This window comes from Microbacterium sp. GCM10027623 (genome assembly GCF_042666935.1).
Lineage (GTDB): Bacteria > Actinomycetota > Actinomycetes > Actinomycetales > Microbacteriaceae > Microbacterium.
The window spans coordinates 661148-681045 of sequence record NZ_JBHTHE010000002.1 but is presented as its reverse complement, the minus strand read 5'-3'; the positions used below and the strand labels follow the sequence as shown (position 1 = coordinate 681045).

At 66.9% G+C, this 19898-nt stretch carries 28 protein-coding genes; 11 read left to right on the top strand and 17 right to left on the bottom strand.

Translation table 11 applies throughout. The annotated features are described in order from the left end of the window. Positions 1-7: 7 nt before the first annotated feature. The gene (locus ACFQY2_RS10625; protein WP_378745757.1) at positions 8-748 is read right to left on the bottom strand and encodes an alpha/beta fold hydrolase; all 741 of its coding nucleotides are present in this window, start codon (positions 746-748) and stop codon (positions 8-10) included. A 156-nt stretch (positions 749-904) separates the two neighbouring features. Between ACFQY2_RS10625 and ACFQY2_RS10620 the strand changes: the two genes are divergently transcribed. Beyond that, positions 905-1165, top strand: coding sequence for a Rho termination factor N-terminal domain-containing protein (locus tag ACFQY2_RS10620; RefSeq protein WP_378745756.1), 261 nt, complete (start codon positions 905-907; stop codon positions 1163-1165). A gap of 49 nt (positions 1166-1214) precedes the next feature. Next, positions 1215-1424 carry a DUF2795 domain-containing protein gene (locus ACFQY2_RS10615; protein WP_378745755.1) on the top strand — a complete coding sequence of 70 codons (210 nt, stop codon included), beginning with the start codon at positions 1215-1217 and terminating at the stop codon, positions 1422-1424. A gap of 66 nt (positions 1425-1490) precedes the next feature. Here the strand turns inward: ACFQY2_RS10615 and ACFQY2_RS10610 are convergent, their stop codons facing one another. Further along, positions 1491-1790 (bottom strand): MerR family transcriptional regulator, encoded by a 300-nt coding sequence (locus ACFQY2_RS10610; RefSeq protein WP_378745754.1) that lies wholly within the window; start codon positions 1788-1790, stop codon positions 1491-1493. 129 nt (positions 1791-1919) lie between these two features. Between ACFQY2_RS10610 and ACFQY2_RS10605 the strand changes: the two genes are divergently transcribed. The 3 genes from ACFQY2_RS10605 to ACFQY2_RS10595 all read left to right on the top strand — a co-directional run bounded on the left by ACFQY2_RS10605 (position 1920) and on the right by ACFQY2_RS10595 (position 3376). After that, complete coding sequence (locus ACFQY2_RS10605) at positions 1920-2345, top strand: Hsp20/alpha crystallin family protein (protein ID WP_378745752.1); 426 nt, start codon at positions 1920-1922, stop codon at positions 2343-2345. 74 nt (positions 2346-2419) lie between these two features. Further along, entirely contained in the window at positions 2420-2635 is a 216-nt protein-coding gene (locus tag ACFQY2_RS10600; protein ID WP_378745751.1) for a DUF2795 domain-containing protein, read from the top strand. A 48-nt stretch (positions 2636-2683) separates the two neighbouring features. After that, positions 2684-3376 (top strand): NADPH-dependent F420 reductase, encoded by a 693-nt coding sequence (locus ACFQY2_RS10595; protein WP_378745750.1) that lies wholly within the window; start codon positions 2684-2686, stop codon positions 3374-3376. Positions 3377-3446: 70 nt separating this feature from the next. Here the strand turns inward: ACFQY2_RS10595 and msrA are convergent, their stop codons facing one another. The 5 genes from msrA to ACFQY2_RS10570 all read right to left on the bottom strand — a co-directional run bounded on the left by msrA (position 3447) and on the right by ACFQY2_RS10570 (position 6753). After that, positions 3447-3995, bottom strand: a complete 549-nt coding sequence (gene msrA / locus ACFQY2_RS10590; protein ID WP_378745749.1) for a peptide-methionine (S)-S-oxide reductase MsrA — start codon at positions 3993-3995, stop codon at positions 3447-3449. After that, positions 3992-4459, bottom strand: a complete 468-nt coding sequence (msrB, locus tag ACFQY2_RS10585) for a peptide-methionine (R)-S-oxide reductase MsrB (protein ID WP_378745748.1) — start codon at positions 4457-4459, stop codon at positions 3992-3994. The genes msrA and msrB overlap by 4 nt, the downstream gene beginning before the upstream one ends. 337 nt (positions 4460-4796) lie before the next feature. Continuing rightward, on the bottom strand, positions 4797-4949 hold the full coding sequence (locus tag ACFQY2_RS10580; protein ID WP_378745747.1) for a hypothetical protein: 153 nt from the start codon (positions 4947-4949) through the stop codon (positions 4797-4799). A gap of 122 nt (positions 4950-5071) precedes the next feature. Continuing rightward, positions 5072-5551, bottom strand: coding sequence for a heme-binding protein (locus ACFQY2_RS10575; protein WP_378745745.1), 480 nt, complete (start codon positions 5549-5551; stop codon positions 5072-5074). A 2-nt stretch (positions 5552-5553) separates the two neighbouring features. After that, on the bottom strand, positions 5554-6753 hold the full coding sequence (locus ACFQY2_RS10570) for an MFS transporter (protein WP_378745744.1): 1200 nt from the start codon (positions 6751-6753) through the stop codon (positions 5554-5556). 160 nt (positions 6754-6913) lie between these two features. On the opposite strand from ACFQY2_RS10570, the gene ACFQY2_RS10565 reads away from it, so the two are divergent. Together ACFQY2_RS10565 and ACFQY2_RS10560 are read left to right on the top strand one after the other, a co-directional pair. Then, the gene (locus ACFQY2_RS10565) at positions 6914-7837 is read left to right on the top strand and encodes a LysR family transcriptional regulator (RefSeq protein ID WP_378745743.1); all 924 of its coding nucleotides are present in this window, start codon (positions 6914-6916) and stop codon (positions 7835-7837) included. A gap of 153 nt (positions 7838-7990) precedes the next feature. Next, entirely contained in the window at positions 7991-8305 is a 315-nt protein-coding gene (locus ACFQY2_RS10560; RefSeq protein WP_378745742.1) for a hypothetical protein, read from the top strand. Positions 8306-8338: 33 nt separating this feature from the next. Here ACFQY2_RS10560 and ACFQY2_RS10555 read toward each other — a convergent pair whose 3' ends face one another. From ACFQY2_RS10555 to ACFQY2_RS10535, 5 genes are read right to left on the bottom strand one after another with little or no spacing between them, the layout of a single operon-like run. After that, positions 8339-8614 carry a peptide methionine sulfoxide reductase gene (locus ACFQY2_RS10555; RefSeq protein WP_378745741.1) on the bottom strand — a complete coding sequence of 92 codons (276 nt, stop codon included), beginning with the start codon at positions 8612-8614 and terminating at the stop codon, positions 8339-8341. Between the two features lie 9 nt (positions 8615-8623). Continuing rightward, on the bottom strand, positions 8624-9004 hold the full coding sequence (trxA, locus tag ACFQY2_RS10550; protein ID WP_378745740.1) for a thioredoxin: 381 nt from the start codon (positions 9002-9004) through the stop codon (positions 8624-8626). A 55-nt stretch (positions 9005-9059) separates the two neighbouring features. After that, complete coding sequence (locus ACFQY2_RS10545; protein ID WP_378746158.1) at positions 9060-9416, bottom strand: SDR family NAD(P)-dependent oxidoreductase; 357 nt, start codon at positions 9414-9416, stop codon at positions 9060-9062. A 24-nt stretch (positions 9417-9440) separates the two neighbouring features. Continuing rightward, positions 9441-9632, bottom strand: coding sequence for a DUF2273 domain-containing protein (locus ACFQY2_RS10540; RefSeq protein ID WP_378745739.1), 192 nt, complete (start codon positions 9630-9632; stop codon positions 9441-9443). Then, positions 9629-10147 (bottom strand): Asp23/Gls24 family envelope stress response protein, encoded by a 519-nt coding sequence (locus ACFQY2_RS10535; protein ID WP_378745738.1) that lies wholly within the window; start codon positions 10145-10147, stop codon positions 9629-9631. Before ACFQY2_RS10535 ends, ACFQY2_RS10540 begins: the two co-directional genes overlap by 4 nt. 177 nt (positions 10148-10324) lie before the next feature. Between ACFQY2_RS10535 and ACFQY2_RS10530 the strand changes: the two genes are divergently transcribed. Then, the gene (locus ACFQY2_RS10530; RefSeq protein ID WP_378745737.1) at positions 10325-10777 is read left to right on the top strand and encodes a flavodoxin family protein; all 453 of its coding nucleotides are present in this window, start codon (positions 10325-10327) and stop codon (positions 10775-10777) included. Positions 10778-10843: 66 nt separating this feature from the next. Here the strand turns inward: ACFQY2_RS10530 and ACFQY2_RS10525 are convergent, their stop codons facing one another. Next, positions 10844-11404, bottom strand: coding sequence for a hypothetical protein (locus tag ACFQY2_RS10525; protein WP_378745736.1), 561 nt, complete (start codon positions 11402-11404; stop codon positions 10844-10846). 114 nt (positions 11405-11518) lie between these two features. Between ACFQY2_RS10525 and ACFQY2_RS10520 the strand changes: the two genes are divergently transcribed. Continuing rightward, positions 11519-12046: a hypothetical protein gene (locus ACFQY2_RS10520; RefSeq protein WP_378745735.1), complete on the top strand. Its 528-nt coding sequence runs from the start codon at positions 11519-11521 to the stop codon at positions 12044-12046. 21 nt (positions 12047-12067) lie between these two features. Here ACFQY2_RS10520 and ACFQY2_RS10515 read toward each other — a convergent pair whose 3' ends face one another. Together ACFQY2_RS10515 and ACFQY2_RS10510 are read right to left on the bottom strand one after the other, a co-directional pair. Next, positions 12068-12601, bottom strand: a complete 534-nt coding sequence (locus tag ACFQY2_RS10515; RefSeq protein ID WP_378745734.1) for a hypothetical protein — start codon at positions 12599-12601, stop codon at positions 12068-12070. Positions 12602-12629: 28 nt separating this feature from the next. After that, entirely contained in the window at positions 12630-13208 is a 579-nt protein-coding gene (locus ACFQY2_RS10510; RefSeq protein WP_378745732.1) for a hypothetical protein, read from the bottom strand. A 61-nt stretch (positions 13209-13269) separates the two neighbouring features. Here ACFQY2_RS10510 and ACFQY2_RS10505 point away from each other — a divergent pair, with 61 nt between their 5' ends. After that, positions 13270-15048, top strand: coding sequence for a hypothetical protein (locus ACFQY2_RS10505; protein ID WP_378745731.1), 1779 nt, complete (start codon positions 13270-13272; stop codon positions 15046-15048). 125 nt (positions 15049-15173) lie between these two features. Here the strand turns inward: ACFQY2_RS10505 and ACFQY2_RS10500 are convergent, their stop codons facing one another. After that, positions 15174-16994 carry a choice-of-anchor Q domain-containing protein gene (locus tag ACFQY2_RS10500; protein WP_378745730.1) on the bottom strand — a complete coding sequence of 607 codons (1821 nt, stop codon included), beginning with the start codon at positions 16992-16994 and terminating at the stop codon, positions 15174-15176. Positions 16995-17397: 403 nt separating this feature from the next. On the opposite strand from ACFQY2_RS10500, the gene ACFQY2_RS10495 reads away from it, so the two are divergent. Beyond that, positions 17398-19395 (top strand): BTAD domain-containing putative transcriptional regulator, encoded by a 1998-nt coding sequence (locus ACFQY2_RS10495; RefSeq protein ID WP_378745729.1) that lies wholly within the window; start codon positions 17398-17400, stop codon positions 19393-19395. A 155-nt stretch (positions 19396-19550) separates the two neighbouring features. Here ACFQY2_RS10495 and ACFQY2_RS10490 read toward each other — a convergent pair whose 3' ends face one another. After that, entirely contained in the window at positions 19551-19769 is a 219-nt protein-coding gene (locus ACFQY2_RS10490; RefSeq protein ID WP_378745728.1) for a hypothetical protein, read from the bottom strand. Positions 19770-19898: the final 129 nt, after the last annotated feature.

Genomic DNA, 19898 nt, shown 5'->3' with positions numbered 1-19898 from the left:
GAGTCCGTCAGCGGGCAGTCCACTGAGCGGCCAGGCGCGCGGCGAGCCATGCGGGGCGCTGGAACGGGATGCCGTGTCCGCAGCCGTCGACGATCTCCAGGTCGCTGCCTGGCAGTTTCCGCTGAAGGGCGCGGGCGGAATCGGCGATGACCCGGCGCTCGTCCCGACCGATCAGCATCAGGGCGGACCCGGTGTACGAGTCCCACCCCGCGGGGATGGTGAAGCGGATGTTGTCACCGACCATCCTGGTGAGCGTGGAGACGGCCAGTTCGGTCGACGTGCGGACATAGTCGTCGAGGAGGCTGTCGGGGATGAACAGCTGCTTCGCCTGAGCGCGCGCGAACGCCGGCCGTCTCGCCAGGGGTGCGGCCGCCGCGAGGAGCCCGAGGGTGAGCGCGGGAAAGCGGGCCGGTTTCGCCTGAGCGCTGATCACGGTGACGTGCGACACGGCCCCGGCGCTCTCGGCGGCGAGGCGCACGGCGAGCTGCGCGCCGAAGGAGAACCCGACGACCGCATACGGCGCGCCGACCTCCGCGTCCAGATACCGCCGCAGCTCTTGGATCGTGCGGTCCTGCGACACGTACTCGTCCTGCGCGCTGCGGTCATGACCGGGCAGGTCCGGAATGATCAGTTCCAGGTCGGCGGGAAGGGCCTGTCGCAGCGGTTCCCACATCCACCCCGCGACGCCCCCGCCGTGCAGCAGCACCACGCGCGGCCCGTCAGGGGGTCCGGTTCGTTCGATGTGCACGTGATTCTCCTCGTCCCCGACCGTAACAGGGCTGCGGCCGAGCGGCGCCTAGTTCAGCCCGCAGCGGGTGTCAAGGGCGTTGGTGCGCCCCGCGGCTGCGGGATAGCTTCGCAGGTGCCGCGGAGCGCGGCGTCCGATGACTCGAGGAGGCACTCCATGCCCGACCAGCCGGAACTCAAGGACGAAGAGCTCTACGAGAAGCTCCGTGATGACGGCGCCTCGAAGGAGAAGGCCGCGCGCATCTCGAACGCCGCCGCCCGCGACGGACGCTCGGCGGTCGGGCACCGCGGAGGCGAGGCCGAGGACTACGAGGACCGCACCGTCGACGAGCTTCGTGACCGCGCGAAGGAACTGGGCATCGAGGGCTATTCCGGCAAGAAGAAGGACGAGCTGATCAAGATGCTGCGCGAGCACTGATCCGCGACCTCGGGCTCTCGGTGCATTCCCCGGAAAGGAACGACACACCATGACCACCGCCACCTCCCGCCTCGAGCGGTTCCTCACGGACATGGAGTACCCGGCGACGAAGGACGACCTCCTCCGCGAGGCGCTCCGTGACGGACTCACCCCGGCGGAGATCGCCGCACTGGGCGGCCTGCCGGACGGCGGCTACGACGCACGACGGCGTGTGCGAGACGCGCTGGCGACTCTGCACCGGAAGCTCGTCACGGCCTGATCCGCCCCCGCGCCAGCCACCCTCGGCACCCACCCAGCGCGCACAGCGCCTTCGGGCAGCGCTGAGTCAGCGCCGCTTGTTCTGTGCGCGTTCCGCGGCGAGTTCCTCGCGCAGGTCGGCGTTCTCATCCTCGAGGTCCAGCATCCGCCCGATCCCGGCGAGATTCATGCCCTCCTCGCGCAGCCGGCCGGCGCGCCGCAGGCGCTCGATATCGCCCTTGCTGTATCGGCGCGTGCCGCCGTCGCTGCGCGACGGCGTGAGCAGCCCACGACGCTCGAAGAGGCGCAGGGTCGCCTCGGGCATGTCCACGAGCTGCGCGGCGACGGCGATGCCGTAGAGCGGGGTCCGGATGTCGGGTTCGGTCACAGCTGAGATCCCTCCTTCGGGACGGGTTGCGAACATCCTAAATTTCATCTATAACAAATCTACACCGTCAGATGCAGATAATCTGCATACCGAGATCGCCCTCTACGGGCCGAAGGAAAGGAGTACATCATGGGAATGACATTCGATCCGATCAGCCAGCTCGATCGTTTCGCCGCGAGCGTGCTGGATTCCGTTCGGTCACCCCGCCTGATGCCGGTGGACCTCTTCCGTGACGGCGAGCGGTACGTGCTGCACGCCGATCTTCCGGGCGTGGATCCGGGCTCGATCGACGTCGACGTCGACGGCGCGCAGCTCTCCATCCGCGCGCAGCGCACGGCGGACACGGCCGAAGGATCGCGCTGGCTCACGCGCGAGCGCAGTTCGGGATCCTTCCTGCGCCAGTTCATGCTCGGCGACGGCGTGGACGCGGACCGCATCAGCGCCTCCTACTCGAATGGCGTGCTCTCGGTCATCATCCCGGTGAGCGACCGCGCCAAGCCGCGCAAGATCGCCGTGGAGTCGCTCGACGACCGCAGCGAGATCGCGGCGGCATGATCCGGAGCGGGCGGGGCCGTTCACGGCTCCGCCCCCTCCCCCCCTCCCTCATGACGAAGGAAAGGAACGAACAGATGGCACAGGCGACTTCCGACCTCGAGCACTTCCTCGCCGCGATGGAGTACCCCGCCACACGCGACGACCTGGTCCGCGAGGCCGTGCGCGACGGACTCGCGTTCGAGGACGTCAGGGCCCTGCGTGCCCTTCCCGACGGCACGTACGACGCGCGCTGCCGTGTGCGGGATGCGCTCGGAGCAGTCGCCCACGAGGAGCGACTGCTCGTCGCATGACCGGATGACCGGCCCGGGCCGGGGGCATCCCGGCCGTAGCATGGCGATATGGAGACCGGCATCCGCACCCTCGGAATCATCGGTGCGGGACGACTCGGCACGACCCTCGCCTCGCTCGCCGTCGCGGCCGGGTACCGCGTGCGGGTCGCGCGCTCCGGCGACCCCCAGCCCATCGCCAGGGCCATGACGGCGCTCGGCGCATCGGTCGGGACCATCGCGTCGGTCATCGATGACGCGGATGCGGTGGTCCTGGCCCTCCCCCTCGGCAGCTACCGGACACTGCCTGCGGACCGGCTGCGCGGGATGCTGGTGATCGACGCCATGAACTACTGGTGGGGAGCCGACGGGGTCCGACCAGATCTGACCGACCCGCGAACCTCGACCAGTGAGCTCGTCCAGGAGTTCCTGCCGGGCGCCAGAGTCGTGAAGGCACTGGGGCACATGGGCTACCAGGATCTCGAGGACGAGGCTCGGCCCGCCGGAGCCGCGGGGCGCAAGGCGATCGCCATCGCCGGCGATGACGCCGAGGACCTGGCGCAGGTGGCGCGGCTGGTCGACGATCTCGGATTCGATCCGGTCGTCGCCGGTGACCTCGCGTCCGGGATCATGCTGGAGCCGGGTGGCGAGGCCTTCGGCGCCGACGTGGATGCGGGTGAGCTGCGCGCGATGCTGGAGCGCTTCCCCACGTCGCAGCGCGGACTCGTCGTGGCACGCGCGCGCTCGGAGTCCGGCAGTCCGTGAGAGCCGAGGTGGCACGGCGGGAGGGGCGCGCTGCGCACGCCCCTCCCGCAGCGGTCAGGCCGCGGGGTCGTCAGGCCGCGGTGCGACGGGGCAGCACCCAGTCCGGGCGGACGAAGTGGCACGTGTACCCGTTCGGATACGTGATCAGGTAGTCCTGATGCTCGGGCTCCGCCTCCCAGAACGGCCCGGGCCGCTCGATCGTGGTCACCGCGCGGCCCGGCCACAGGCCGGACGCATCCACATCCGCGATGGTCTCCCGTGCGACGGTCTCCTGCTCGGGCGTGAGCGGGAAGATCGCCGAGCGGTAGCTCGTGCCGACGTCGTTGCCCTGACGGTTCTTCGTCGTCGGGTCGTGCACCTGGAAGAAGAACGCCAGGATGTCGCGATAGGTGGTCTCGGTCGGGTCGAACACGATCTCCACGGCCTCCGCGTGTCCGGGGTGGTTCCGATAGGTCGCGTGGTCGTTGTCTCCGCCGGTGTAGCCGACCCGCGTGTCGAGCACGCCCGGCTGGCGTCGGATCAGATCCTCCAGACCCCAGAAACAGCCGCCGGCCAGGACGGCGGTCTCCGTCCCAGGATCGCGCGTGATCTCTCCGCTGTCATGGATTCCGCTGGTCATGATGCCTTCTCCTCATCGGTGATCTCGAACTGCGACCGGAACTGCCCGTACCCCTCGGCCTCGAGCTGCGCAGCCGGCACGAAGCGCAACGATGCGGAGTTCATGCAGTAGCGCTGTCCTCCCGCCTCCACGGGCCCGTCGTCGAAGAGGTGCCCGAGGTGGCTCTCGGCTCCGACCGAGAGGACCTCGGTGCGGATCATCCCGTGGGAGTAGTCGGTCTTCGAGCGGACGGCGTCCGCCTCGATCGGCTTGGTGAAGCTCGGCCAGCCCGTGCCGCTCTCGAACTTGTCGTTCGACGAGAACAGCGGCTCGCCGGAGACGACATCCACGTAGATGCCGTCCTCATGGTTGTCCCAGTACTCGTTGCGGAACGCCGGCTCCGTGCCGCCGTTCTGGGTGACGTCGAACTGGTGGGCGGTGAGACGGCTCAGCGCCTCGGGGGTCTTGCGGTACTCGTGCGACATGATGTCTCTCCTTCGTCGGCGTCGCTGGCTGCGGCGTCATCGGGGATAACGCGGCAGTGCCCCGGATTGGTCCCGGAAGCTTGTGGATCTGCTGTGATTCGGTGATGCGTCATCACCCCTGCTCGGTCCGCAGCGCATCAAGGATCCAGCCCAGGCGTACTCCGGAAGCGCATCGGTCGCCTCACCGCAGCCGCACCACGCGGATCAGTACGTAGCCGAGGATCGAGCCAGTGCCACTCCGACACGGTCGTCCACCCGTGTCTGTGGATCGGCCGGACAGGCAGACGAAAGACCCCCGCAGCCGACCATGCGGTCAGCTGCGGGGGTCGGCATCCGGTCAACCGCCCGAAGGATTCTCCAGCGGCTTGCCGTCTTCGTCGGTGGTCTCCTCTTCCAGCACGTCGTCCGGCTTCTCCGGGGCACCGCCCGAGGCGATGTCCGCTTCCTCGTCCGGTCCGGGAGTTCCCTGTGTGTTCGACGGATCGCTCATCGTGTCTCCTCTTGTGTTGGGTCTCTCGAACCTAGGGCCTGCACAGGCACGGCGAGGAGGGGCTTGACCGCGTCAAGACGCGTGAGGATACTGCTCCGATCCGCAGCGAGAGAGGCCCGGCATCACTGTCGGAAGCGTGCGACGTACCGGGTGAGCGCCTCTGCGGCCGCCTCATGATCCACGGCATCCGCCTCGCCGGACGTCGTGATCGTTCCCACGATCTCACCGCCCGCCTTCAGGGGGATCGCGCCGCCATACGCCTTGACCACGCCGTGGTCCACATCGTCGCGCTCGTCGAACGGAGTCCCCGCGTCGAGGTGGCGCAGCTTGACGAGCATCGAGGACTCGCCGAACATGAGCGCGGCGGCGGCCTTGCCCGCCAGCCACGGATCGTTCCCCGGCCCCGTGGATCCGAGCTTCGCGCGGAACACGAGGTCACCCGCCAGCACTATGTCGACCGCGAGATTCAGATCGCGTTCGGTGATGACCTCCACGGCGATCTGGCCGAGGCGGACGGCATCGTCGTTGCCGAAGGCCGCGAGATCGATGTCGTTGAGGTACTCGAGTTCGGCGACCGTGTAGGTCGGAACGGTTCTGGGCATGGTCACTCCTCGATTGAAACAGGTTCGACGACGGTCGTCGCCGCTGTGAGCCGAAGATCACGACGGACGGCCGCCGTGGCGTACAGCAGCACGGCGACGGCCAGCACCGTCGTCGCCGCTCCGGTCCACAGCGGCGCCGTGAAGCCGAAGCCTGCGGTGATCGCCAGGCCGCCCAGCCACGGGCCGATGGCGTTCCCGACGTTTCCCGCGGCGATGGTCGCACCCGAAGCGAGCGTACCCGCGTCGCCGGCGTAGTGGATGACGCGCACCATGTAGACCGAGAGCGGCCCGAAACCGAACGCGCCCACCAGCAGCATCGACGCCACCGTGATCACGGGGTTCGCGGCGGTCAGGGCGAAGACGATCAGCGCGATCACCAAGCCGACCAGCGACCATCCGAGCGTGCCGTCGATCGATCTGCCGGCCAGGCGCCCACCGGCGTAGTTGCCGAAGACGAGACCGACGCCGAACACCACGAGCAGCCACGGCACGGCGGAGGCGGCGAAGCCCGACACCTCGGTCAGCGTGAAGGCGATGTAGGTGAGCGCACCGAACATCCCGCCGAAGCCGAGCACCGTGATCACGAGCGACAGCCACACCTGCGTGGAGCGGAACGCTCGCAGCTCATCGCGCAGCACCCCCGGCGCGTCCACCTCGTGGTCCGAGGGCACGAGCGCCCAGACACCCGCCAGGGCGACGATCCCGACCACCGTGATCACCCAGAACGCACTGCGCCAGCCGAGCTGCTGGCCGAGAACGGTGCCGAGCGGCACTCCCAGCACGTTGGCGACCGTGAGGCCGGAGAACAGCAGCGCGACCGCTCTCCCCTTCCGCTCGGCCGGCACCAACCCGGCCGCGACCACCGCCGCCACGCCGAAGAACGCGCCGTGACTGGCAGCCGCGATGATCCGACCGGCCAGCAGCACACCGTAGTCAGGAGCCGCAGCCGAGAGCAGGTTGCCCACGACGAAGACGATCATCAGGGACACCAGCACCTTCTTCCGCGTGAAGCGCATGGTCATGGCGGTGATGCCCAGAGCTCCGACGGCCACGCTGAGCGCATAGCCGGAGATCAGCCAGCCCGCGGTCGGGGCGTCCACGGCGAAGTCGCCGGCGATGTCCGGCAGCAGGCCGGCGATGATGAATTCGGTGAGTCCGATCCCGAAGGCGGCGACCGCGAGTGGGATGAGCGCCAGAGGCATGTTTCGTGTCCTTCGTCGTATGAGGTGCGTGGAGTCGCGCCGTCTGCGGGGTGCAGCGTCCGGAGGACGCTCGAGATTCCCTTCATAAACCTCATACTTTCGATCTGAGCCATCGGTATCATTGAGGTCTTGCGAACAACGACGGCGAGAGGACGAGCGAATGGCCACCCTCCGCGCTCTGGAGTGCCTCGTCGCGGTTGCCGACACCGGGTCGATCACCCAGGCCGCACGATTGCTGCATGCATCCCAGCCCGCCGTCTCCCATCAGCTCTCCTCACTCGAGCGCGAGGCGCGTACCGCGTTGATCAGCCGGGAGGCGCGAGGAGTGACGCTGACACCCGCGGGGCGAGCCGCCGTCGTCGAGGCGCGCAGGGCCGTCGAGGCGGCCGCCGCGTCAGTGCGGTCGGCTCGCGCCGTGGGCGATGCGAGCGGTGGGGCACTGCGGCTGGCGTGCGTCCAGAGCCTCAGCGTGGCGCTGCTCGCACCGATCATCCGGGATTGGCGCCGCGAGCATCCGGAGGTGACCGTGAGTCTGCGCGAATCCACCTCGATGAGCGAACTCCTCGGAGCCGTCGAGGCGAACGAGGTCGACATCTCGTTGATCCCCGGCGCCCCTCCCGCCCGCCTGACCGGGTCGGTCGTGGCCGTGGAGGAGATCGTGTTGAGCGCAGCGACGGATCACCCGCTGGCCGGCGCACCGGCAGTGCGCCTCGACCAGCTCGAGGGTGTCCCTCTCGTGCACTACGCGCCCGAGAACGGACTGAGCGCCTGGCTCGATCGCGCGCTTGCGGATGCCGGCGTTCGGCCGGAGGTCTCGATGAGAACGGCCGTGACGTCGGCGGCACCGCAGCTGGCGGCCGCCGGGCTGGGAATCGCCGTGAGCCCGGTGAGCGCTCTCAGCGCAGGATTCCCCGGCGCCGTGCGACCGTTCGCACCGGCATGGCGGCGACAGGTGTTCGCCGTGACAGCGGCCGATCCTGATCCTTTGGCGGCCAGATTCATCGCGAGTCTGCAGCAGCGCGGGCTGCGCGTCGCGGATGATGTGCGCGCCCAATTGGAGCCGAACGAGGAACCGACTCGCTGATCGGCTCGACGCCGACCGGGACGTCCCGCGCCGTCGCCCCGCCATCGTCGTCCCGCTGGACGATACCGACCGCAACCGCACGTCGACCGATTCATCGACGGCGGGATCACGGCCAGCGCGGAGACCGCGGCCGATCGCGCGAAGCTCACCGACATGGTTACCGATTTCGGTGAGCTCGCCGACTTCGACCCGGTGTTCTACTGCGGCGGCGAGACGATCAAGGCGGGCACCGCCGATGTCATGCCCGTCGCCGCGAACGTGCCTGTCGTCGTCGGCGGCGTCACGGTGCTGCCCGGCGACGTCGTGCATGCCGACGCGGCCGGTGCCGTGATCGTCCCCGCCGGCCTCGCCGATGAGGCGTTCCGGCTGGCGGCCGACGTCGAACGCGAAGACGCGTCGTTCACCACGAGCATCCGAGGTGAGGATCCGGCGATGATCCGATCGTCGGTACGCGGTCGGGAGGTGTGAGCGGCCGGGCTCACGCGGAGTGAGCGGCCGGGCTCACGCGGAGAGAGTGGCCGCTGCGGCGCGCAGGAACCGCATCACCTTCTCCGCGGGCACCTCGCACGGTCTCAGGATCGTCTCGTCGTCCGTGATCCACACGTTCGCTCCGAACCGCTCCGCGGTGCCGAGCTGCTCCGCGTCGACGGAGACGACTTTGCCTCCTGCTCGCGTGGTCCGGGTGACCGCCCAGCTGCTCCCGTCGATCTCGGTGCGCGTCCAGCCCTCGGGAATCACCCGGAGGAGCGCGTTCAGCTCGCTCGACGCCTCAGTCATCGTGTCGCATCACCCCTCCGAGGTCGACCCGTCCGTCTGAGCAGCGACGTCGGCGTGGACTTCCTTCATGTCGAGATTCTTCACGCCCTCGACGACCTGCGCGAGAGCAGGCGCAGGAAGAGCCCCGGCCTGGTTGAACACGAGAACTCCTTCTCGGAACGCCATCAGGGTCGGGATCGCCGTGATGCCGGCAGCTGCCGCCACGCGACGGGCCGCCTCCGTGTCGAGCTTGCCGTGCACGATCTCAGGGTTGGCCTCCGCAGACGTCTCGAAGATCGGCGCGAACTGACGGCACGGGCCGCACCATTCCGCCCAGAAGTCCACCAGGACGATGTCGTTGTCAGTGATGGTGGTCTCGAAGTTCTCGTCGGTGAGTTCGACAGTGGGCATGTTCTTCCTCTTCTCCTGGATGGTGGGCTGGTCGGGTGTGTTCTTGGCGGTTGTCCTACCTCGGCACCGTGTGGCCGAGATCCCAGATCGCGCCGGTCGCCTCGGCATCCGAACCGAGGAGGTGGTCGAGGAGGTGGGTTGCGGACTCCTCCGCACTGATCAGCTCCCCCGCCTCATAGCGGCCGGCGAACCGATCGCGCAGGGCGCCGATGCGCTCCGGGCTCTGGGTGCGGATCCATTTCTGCATGTCGGTGTCGACGCCGCCCGGCCGGTAGGCGTTGACCGTGACACCGGTGCCATCGAGTTCTGCGGCGAGGTTGCGGGAGTGGGCTTCGAGGGCGGCCTTCGTCGAGATGTAGACGTTCCCGCCGATCATGGATGTCGTGTTCCCGGCGACGCTGGATGTCCCCAGAGGAGGGTTCGGTCAGCAGTGCGCTCACGACGAGGTGCGTCGGCCTGTGAACGCCCCGGCGAGAGCGCGCAGGTCCAACTGCCCCGACACGACCCGCCCGGTCAGAGCGCCGATCCCCATCAGCGCCGCGACCAGGACGAACCCCCAGAATCCGAAGGTCAACGCTGCGAACGCCAGCACCGCGCCGATCAGCGCACCGCTCAGCGTGGTGCTCATGAGACGCGGGACTCGGTGTCGTCGTCTGCATCGTCGCTGGGCAGATGCACGTCGTTGACGTCGACGTTCACCTCGACGACCTGCAGACCGACGAGACGAGTGATCGCGTCGGTCACCGCCGTGCGGACGTTCTCCGCGACGGTCTGAATCGGCGTCGGATACTCCACGACGATGGTGATGTCAGCCGCGGCCTGGGTCTCCCCCACCTCGACTCTGACCCCCTGTGTCAGATCTGTGGCGTTCACAGCGTCACGGATCGCCCCCAGTGCCCTTGCGCCGCCCCCACCGAGCGCGTAGACGCCGGGTACCTCACGCGCAGCGATGCCCGCGACCTTCGCCACCACGCCCTCGGCGATCGTCGTACGACCCGTCGGCTGATCTTCGGCCCCCGCCGGAACACGGGCGGCCGAGGTCACGTGGTCCACCCGGGACGTGGCGCCCGGCACCTTGGCCGCGCGCGTCTCCGGCACAGTCGCCTCAGATGCAACCGCCGTGTTCGTCTGATCCGTAGCCACCTGAACTACCTCCACAATCGACTGGCGCGGCCACAGCCACACCATCCAGCGAGCGATGTGCGACGCTCTATGGACTGAGACGGAGCGCGTGGGGCGAATGTCACAAAAAAACTTTCCCGGCGACTCGGATGAATCGCACCTCCCTCGCCGCCGCGTAGAGTCTCGGCAGGAGGAACCATGCCCCGCCTGCTCGTCGTGCACCACTCCCCCTCACCACGGGTGAGGGACATCGCGGACGCCGTCCTGCGCGGCACCCGGCATCCCGGCATCTCCGGCGTCGATGTCGTCGAGCGGGCGGCACTCGAGGCCACGGCGGATGACGTGCGGGCCGCCGACGGCATCCTCCTCGGCACGACGGCCAACTTCGGATACATCTCCGGTGCGCTCAAGCACTTCTTCGACACGACCTACTACCAGGTGCGGGAGGACACCGCGAAGCGCCCGTTCTCGTACTGGATCCACGGAGGCTACGACACGACCGGAGCCGAGCGGGCGTTGACCGCGATCACCACCGGATATGGCTGGACGCTCGCCGCCGAGCCGGTCGTGTTCACGGGAGAGGTGACGCCGGAGCACCTCGATCGCGCGGCCGAACTCGGCGCTACCGTCGCCGCGACGGTGATGCGCTGACGGGACGGGTGCTTCGCGCGGCCGACCGCGAATGTACGAGATGCCCCACCCGCATGCTCGCTGCGACTATGTTCCGTCGCAGCGCACCGTCAGGACCCCCGGCGCCGAGTCGCCATCCGGCAGACGCGCGGAGCCGTGTCCGTAGAAGGTCCCGTCCACGGTGAACGATTCGCCGTCCAGAGAGAGGGCGAAGCCGGCATCGTCGACCAGTGCGTCAAGCCGGTAGAAGTCATCCGGTGAAGTGAACGGCCTGTCGGTTCCCAGTTCGATGTCTGCGCCACCGACGTGACTGCCTTCGTAGGCGGTGAGGTCGACGTCGAGGAATGCGATCTCCCCGTTCCCCGTGTTGCGGCCTGGCCCCTGCACCACGATGTCCTCTTCACCCACCAGGCACGTCATGGGCGAGAACTCGAAGGTGTCTCCGCCGATCCGGAAGGTCGCACCCGCGTCGCCGGTGGCTGCTGCGGCAGGCGGAGATTCGACGGCCGACGCGGAAGTGCTCTCATCGGCGGGAGATGTCGACGCCGGGCTGTGCGGGGCGCTGCACGCGGTCAGCGCGAGGGGGAACGCGAGGGCGAGAGCAGCTAGACGGTGCAGGCGCGCGCTTGTGAATCGAGAAGCATCCATGTCTCAGGATGATAGAAATCACTCTGTCAGCATGATGAAAATGCGTACGGGCGTGGCCACTGCAGAGGTGTGAGGCTTTCATAATGCTCACAGAACCCTCCGTACGGTGTGACCATGCGTGCACAACGAACCACACCACTCGCCGTCGGGATCGCTGTCCTTCTCGTGCTAACTGGCTGCGCGTCCGACGGCCCGCAGAGCGCATCCGACGCTACGGGTGCAGCGACGAACACCACACATGAGACCCCTCAGGAACCCAGGACTGACTCCGCGGCCGATGTCGATTCCACGGAGATCACGATTCCCGCCGGCGCATACGCGGCCAGCGCCGAGTTCCCGTTTCCGATTCCCGAAGGGTGGGCGGTGCTCGACGAGTTCGTCGAGGGCAAGCTCGGCAAGGACATCACGGTGGATGGAAGCGTCGAGTATCCCGGCGAAGCGAAGGATGCTGCAGCGACATATCTCACCCTGCTGAAGGATGCGGGGTTCGACGCGTACACGTACTCACCGGGTGAGCTCACGAACCAGGCATCGCTTGCAGCGGACGGCTTCATCAACGGCACTCGCTACCTGACGATTCTCAACGATGTGCACGCTGATGGAAAGCAGCGCGTGAGCGTCACCGCCGCTGAGAAGGACTGATCCTTCTCAGCGGCAGCTTCGTCAGAGCCGGAAAGGGCCGACGGAGAACTGCGCCCTGGCGTCCCTGCAACGGATCTTTCCCGAAGCGCGCGCGCCCAGCAGCGCGCCTTCGACTTTCACGGAGACACAGAGACGGAACCACCGAAGATGGGTCGGTGGAAGCGCGGCACCGAGCATGAGCCGTCCAGCCAGCTTCGCACCGATCGATTCTCCGTCTCGGACGGCGGCGGTCGCTTCGGCGATCGCCTCGCCATCGAATGGGAGCGGCATGCGGACCGGAAAAGCAAGTGAAATACCCGACGCCAGATCGATCCGTTCGTCCATCGCCCAACGATAGTTGACACCGTCCTCGGTGCCGCTGTTCGCCCGGGTTCCCTGCGGTTCGTCATAAAGGTGAAAAGACACCTCTGCCGTCGTATCCGGTTGGCCTGGGCGGCTTCTGAGATTCAGATCGACCGGTATCTCCCGGTCTTCCCATGCGAAGTCCTCGGGAATATTCATCGTCACGTCGACACCGCGACCGAAGCGGTTCCGTACTTGAGTGAGAAAGCGCATCCCTCTCCTTTTTTGCGTAGAGTGCGGATTAGTTCCTGCTGAGTCGGAGTGCACCGTCGGCAGTTCGAATCTCTGCGGCATTTTCGCTGCAGGAATAGGCAGCCGCTTGATATGTCGCAGGGGCAGGGTGGATCGGCATCTCCACACTGCCTCGCCTTACGGTCAGCATGGAGCCGATCTCGGTCTCGTTGAGGTGAACATCGCCACCGCTCGCGACGTAGGTCCCGATGTCCACCCCGGCACGAACGATCTCCACATCCACGCCTTCCGCAATGGCAGAGATGGTCCAGTCCTGATACTCGGTGGCGAGAGCGCCATCGGCATCGAATCGGAGGAGCACCTGTCCGCTCACCTCACGGACCTCGTCGCCGAATTCTCTGATGCGCTCCAAGAAGAACGCATTATCGGCGAGCCAGGTGCCGTGTAGACACGTCAGTGGATCTGCAGGGGCGGGGAGCTGATCCGCTCCGGCCTCTTGCTCTGTCTGCTGAGCGGCCGACGTTGTGTTCGGAGTCGTCGAGGGCGCAGCGTGATCCGGAGGGCCGGCGCAGCCCGCAAGAATGCTCGTGACCACACCAGCGCAGACCAGGACGGAGAATTGCTTCATAGACGCCAGGGTAGGACGCCGTCTGTGAGCAAAATGAAAACCCCTTGGCACGGCAACGACAATGGTAAACCCGCAGTCACGCTATGGTCTGAGACATATGCTGAACAAAACTGTCGACGGATCACTGCCAGCTGCATCAGCGCGGTGGAGTGCGGTAAGGCTTTTGGAAGAGGGAATTCCGCTCGGACTGACTGTCGCTGCCGCCGCCGAGTATGAGCGGCGCTGCCAGGAACTTCTCGAGGAGCTCGGCGAACTCGATCCTCTTCTCGCCCTCAAGCTCCGATCCGCCGCGCTCATCGCCCCGTCCGCGCTGCGATCTGCGCAGTGCGACCTGGACACCGCCGCCACCGCTGCCACGGAGCTGTCGCGCGGGGCGCAGTTGCTGGGGGACGAGATCGCCCGCGCGTATGCGCTGGCTGCCTGGGGCATGACCCGGCCCGGCCCGGAACATACGTCGCGTCGCGTGGAGGTGGCTGAGGAAGTCCTCGATATCGCCGGCCGGCACGGCGAGACCGCCCTGATCCCGGTGGGATACGCGTTACTGCTGACGGGCCTTCTGGAGCAGGGCGAGATTCGCTCACTCGACACCGAACTGCTCGAGCGCCGTGCCGCCATGGCCGAACTGCGCGAGAAGCCGTACGCGAACCCGGTGGTCTGGTTTCGCTGCCTGCGATTGATCCTCGACGGCGAGGCCGCGCAAGCCGAGCAGCAAGCAGAGACTCTGTTCGAGCAGTCTCCACGCAGCGGCACCGTCGCCCGGGCGCTGTACACCACCCAGCTCGGCATGATCCGATGGATGCAGGGACGTGTCGACGGTGTCGAAGAGGGCTTCCTCGCCTCCCGTCGGGAATACCCCGAACAACTCCTCTGGTCCGCGTCCCTGGCTTGGCTGTGGCATCTTCAAGGGCGCCGCACCTCGAGCGAGACCATGCTGAGGTCGCTGCCGCCGCCACCTGAGATCCCTCGCGATAGATATTGGCTTTCCACCATCACCGTTCTCGCCGAGATCGCGGTGCGCGGCGGCACGCGGGAGAATGCGATGCAGTTGCGTGAGCTGCTGTTGCCCTTCGCAGACCATCTTGTGCCCGTGGGGATCGGGGTGTCGTTCTGGGGAACCGCGGCCCGTACGCTGGGGCTGCTCGAGGAGCGTCTCGGGCTGCTCGATGCCGCCCGCACACATCTCGAGCTGGCAATCGAGACAAGCGGGCGCACCGGTGCTCTGGCATGGCTCGCCGAGGCGCAGATCGAGCTGGCCGAGTTCGCTCTGCGTCACGGTCTTGCGGAGATCCCCGCATACGAGCTGCTCGCCGAGGCCAGAATGACGTCAGAGGCTCGCGGCTTCGCCGCCCTCGCGCAACGAGCCATGCATCGCCCGCACATCAGGGTGCTCGGCAGCTTCGAGGTCGTCTCCCTCTGCGGCAAGCGTGCTGTATGGACCTCGCGGAAGGCACGTGAGCTGCTGAAGATGCTGATCGCGGCGCGGGGGGTTCCGACTTCGCGGGAGGTGTTCATGGACGTGCTGTGGCCCGGCGAGAATCCGATCGCGCTGAGCAATCGTTTCTCGGTCGCGGTGAATGTGATCCGCCGCGCGCTCGACCCCGAGCGGATGCGGCCGACGCAGCATCACGTGGTGACCGAAGGCGATTCCATCCGGCTGGAGACCGAGCACGTGGAGATCGATCTGGAGCGTTTCCTCTCGTTGGCCGGAAGACAGGACGAGGCCGGCAGGCTCGCCGCGAAGCGGCTCTACCGCGGTGCAGCCTTCTCCGAAGAGCCCTACGCGGATTGGGCCGTCGAGGTGCGCGACCATGCCGCGCATACGCGCCATCTGCTCGGCTGACGCCTCCACGCGCTGACGCCGTCTTTGACGGCGAGTCGACGCGCTCGCGCACCTCTCAGGGGAACGGGTAGGGCGCTGAGGAGAGAAGCATCCGCTCTCTCCCCAGCGCCCTACCGTGACCCCGATCAGGTCGACTGTCGTCGCAGACGCGTCGACAGGAGCAGCACGAGTCCAGCTGCCGCCGCGATACCGCCAGACAGCAGAAGCCCCGTCATCCTGGCAGCCCCCGTCGCGGCCAGCTCCTCCGCACTGGCGTCAGGCCCAGTGACACCGAGTCCAGACTCCGACTCGCCGGACCCCCCGTCAGCGGACCCCCCGTCAGCGGACCCCTCGTCACCGGCCCCACCGTCACCGGCCCCACCGTCACCGGAGCCCTCGTCACCGGAGCCCCCATCACCGGAGCCCCCATCGTGAGTACCGGCTTCGACGGACCCCATGTCAATGATTCCGTCGATGCGGGCGGCACCACGCTGGTCAGTGGCCGGTGTGCCCGTCGGGTCGGGGTCTCCCGCATCGATGACAAGACTGTCGGCAGCGGGCAACCGTGTCAGGGTGAATCCGCCATTGTCGGCCAGAGCCCCGAGCTGCGGATCGTCGTTCAGGATGTTGCCGCTACCCGAGGCGGCGATGTGGTCGGCGAAGTCTGCGGAGACTCCGTTCCACAGACTGTAGCTGCTCGTCACACCGCTCTGGTCCCGTTCGAAGCCGTCGAGGGGCCCCTCGAACTCCAGCTCCGCGGCTCCTGAGACGATGCTGTTGCGCAGCTTCACGCTCGGCGTCTGCGCCCCCTGAGCGCGCAGCACCGCGAACTGCTCGGCAGTGTTGTCGGCGATCGTCGTGGAGTTGATCAGCACTTGCTGCGGCGCGTCCGAGCTGCGGACGATGACACCCTGGCCGTCGTTGTCGCTGATGGTGGAATTGGTGACTCGCACAGTGTCGTTGCCTCTCAGCGTCAGTGCGGGGCCGGGCTCCGCCGTACCGTTGTGAGCCAAAGTGATCGACGTCAGGTCGGTGTCAGCGACGCCATCGACCCACAACCCCGTCCACGGTGCGTTTCGGATCGTCACCTCGCGTGCTTCGAACCGACCGTTCGCCGCCGGGTCGCTACCGTGGGCAGCCATCGCGGCTTCGGTACCCGAACCGTCGAAGAGACCCCGAGACAGACGCACTTGCGAGCTGTCGCCGAGTTCCGCGAGGAGCGAACCACTGCCGACGGCACGGAAGTCACTCACGTCGACCTGCGCCGTCTCGGAGGCCTGGATGTCGACGGCATGCTCGGTGCGCAACGGAACACCTTCGATAGAGAGCTCCGCGATGCTGATCTCGCTGTCACCTGCACCGGTGAGCTGCAGCGCGACGTCGATCGGTCCGATGATGGTCGCATCAGAGACGGTCACCCTGGCATTCTCGGAACTGCTCAGGACGACCCCGGCGAAATCGCGACTCACGTCCCCACGGTCCCGCGCATCAGTGCTCTCGAGATAGTCGATCCTGGCAAGCTCCGCAGTAGCGCGATGCATCGCCTGCACAGAAACACCACCTCGGTCGCGGGCGGGTTGTGTTGCCTCGACACGACCGGAGTCGCGGACCGACACGTTGCGAACATCGGCAAAGGCGCCATTGAACAGGCGCATCCGCATGCCGTCGTAGCGCGACTCGCGCACGTCGAGATCAGCGATCTCGACCCTCGTGCCGTTGGCGTAGACGTTGACCCCGTACCCGGTGACTTGCTCGATGCCGACGCTGAAGACCACGAGTTCCTGCACGTCAGAAGCATCGATCGCCGTGCCCGCGAGCGCGCGGAAGTCAACGCCTTCGATGCTCAAGAGGTCGATCTCCTCAGCGAGGATCCCTCGGTACGCGCCTGCAGCCCCGTCCACGGTCGCACCGTTCTGCCCCTGGATGACCAGGTCATCCGTGATCTGCGGCAGGTCGGCCTCCAGCACGATCGAGCCGTCGATGGTGATCGAGTCAAGCCCGGGTGTCGCGTTCGCATCCGCAATCGCCTGGATCAGCTCCGCACCCGTGGACACAGTGAAGTCAGCGGCCAGCGCAGGTGTGGCAGCCAGGGCGCTCGCGGTCATCGTTCCGGCGGCGGCAATGCCGAGGGTCAGCTTCCGAGCTCGTCGTTCCCGTCGTCGCGGGAACTCCTGCGTGTGACGTGTCGTCATCAGATTCCTTCCAGATCTGTGTGCGCACACCTCTCGTCTTCACCGAGCGGAAAGGGCGGGCGATGCTGCACTGCCCCACAACGTATCGGCGGCGAGTTCAAGCATCGTGAAAGGCGCCTTTCACGCGGGCGCCACCGAGTGACAGAAGATTCTCATCGACGTTCGTATCGTCTGCTGCATGAGCTTCTCTGTCGTTTCACTGCTGCGCTCCTCTGTTGCGGAGGCCGTGGCGCAGGCGCAGGATCTCTCCGCAGCACTGGCGCAGCTTCCTCCGCACGCCCACGCAGAACGTTCCCGGATCCACGCGCTCCGCGCGTGCGTCCTGCACGAAATCGACCCGTCTGCCGCACGGGAGGCCGCTGTTGCTGCGCACTCGGACGCGCAGGCGGCCGGGGACGATCGCTCGGTCGGGTGGTCGCTGCTCGCCGGTTGCGTCGCGCCTTCGCCGGGGTCATCACTCGAGCAGCGTCTGGCGAACGGCGAAGAAGCGCTGCTCATCGCGCGGAACAGTCGCGACCGCGAGCTTCTCTCCGGCGCGTATTTCCTGCTGCTGGTCGAGCTCGCTGAGAGCGGCGCCATGGCGGAACTCGACCGCGTCCTGAATCCGGCCGGAGCCCTGTTGACAGCAGCTCCCTGGCTGGAGGATGACGAGGCGACGATGCGGTTTCGATGTCTGCGGGCCATCCTGGACGGACAGACGGACCGTGCGGAAGCCATCATCAAGGCGGGGCAGAGCGCTGCGCCGCCTGCTGAACGACCAGGAGGCCAGAGTCTTTGGCTCGGACCCCTCGCCGTCATCTGCTGGCTTCAGGACCGCAGCGGTGAGCTCGAATCCCTCGTTCTCGAAGCTCGCCAGAACGCGCCGAATGAGCATTTCTGGGCTGTGCATCTCGCGTGGGTCTGGGCACAGCAAGGGCGGCGGATCGCAGCGAGTGCGCTGCTCGAGACCATCCCCCCAGCCGACACGCTCATACGGGATCGCAACTGGCTGGCCACGCTGAGCCTCTTCGCGTCGGTGAGTGCAGAGCTCGGCGACCGTCACAGCGCGGCGCTGCTTCGTACGACGCTGCGGCCCTTCCGCGACCGGCTCATCATGATGGGTTCCAGCGTGACCTGCCTGGGGACCGTGCATCTTCCCCTCGCGCGCCTGAGTCTTCTCCTCGGCGATGATGACGAGGCCATCGATCACTATCGAGCCGGCATCGCCTTCACCGCGAAACTCGCGGCGCACCCCTGGCTGGCCGAAGCTCAGATCGGCCTGGCCGGATTGCTCCTGCAACGTGACGACCCAGCGGGTGCGCAGGAGGCAGAGACACTCGCCGCCGAGGCACTCGCTGCGGCTCGTTCACTGCGGTTGCGAAGACTCGAAGAACTTGCCGCGTCCCTGCTCGCGTCGATCCGCAGACACCGCGACCGCGATGCTCGGGGCGTCGATTCCCCCGATCCGGACGCCAGACCCGCGATCCGAATTCTGGGAGCGTTCGACACCATCTCGGTGCAGGGAGAGCCGGTTCGGTGGCAATCGAAGAAGGCGCGCGAGCTCTTGAAGATCCTCGTCGCTCGACGAGGCGCCCCCATAACGCGGGAGCGTCTCATCGACCTGCTGTGGCCCGACGAGCAGATCGACCGGCTGAACAACCGGCTGGCCGTCGCGATCAGCACGATCCGTCGAGCACTCGACTCCGCGACAGAGTTTTCCCCGAACACGTTCGTGGAGACTCGCGGGGATGTCGTGCGTGTGAACACCCGCCTGATCGAGATCGATGCCGAGAGCTTCATGAGCGCTGTGAGAGCCGCACTCAAGCCCACGACGGATGCGCCGACGCGCATCGACCTGTTGACGACCGCACTGGACAGTTACGAGGGTGACGTTCTCATCGACGAACCCGACGAACCATGGGTACTCCACTACCGGCGTGAAGTCCACGACGCCTTCCTCGAGGCCGCCTACGCCCTCGCGCTGGCGGCGAGCGAGCAGGGCGATCATCTCAGCCGAATCGATGCGTACCGGCGCATCCTGAGGTTCGACGTGTACGAGCGGCGAGCGCATGAGGGTCTCATTCACGCTCTGACCTCCATCGGCGCCCACGGCCAAGCGGCGAGCGCAGAAGCAGACTATGCCCAGTACATGCAGGACCTCGGCATCGAAGTCGGGCAGGATCGACTGACTTCCTGATATTCGTGCGCTCACCGGGTCTTCGTGACACGGTTGCACTCGGTGTCGGGATGCGGACGGCAGGCTTCCTCATCCGGAATCACATACCCCGAGTCTCCATCAGACCCAAGACGGTGGAGAGTCCGCGTGGATGGTCGAGCCGTCTCGGCGCTGACTCACTTTCCGATGCGTGTTGTGACGATTCCGCCGCCCCATTCGCCTTCAACCTGAGTGATGAAGAACTGGAGGTTCGCGTAGATGCGCAGCACATCCACGTCACCGCGTTGTTCGGCATAGGTAGCGACGTTTCGCGCCGCCATGATGACAGCCTTTTCAGCCTCTGGTATCGACGCTTCGAACCCAGCGACGATCTCGGCGTTGGCAGGAACACTCACAGCCATATCCTGGCATGTCCCTGTGGATAACCGGGGTCTTTTTGGAGTCTCACACGTTTTCGGGGAATGCAAAAGGCCCGGAGACTCCTCAGAGTTTCCGGGCCTAGATCGGTCGGGCTGACAGGATTT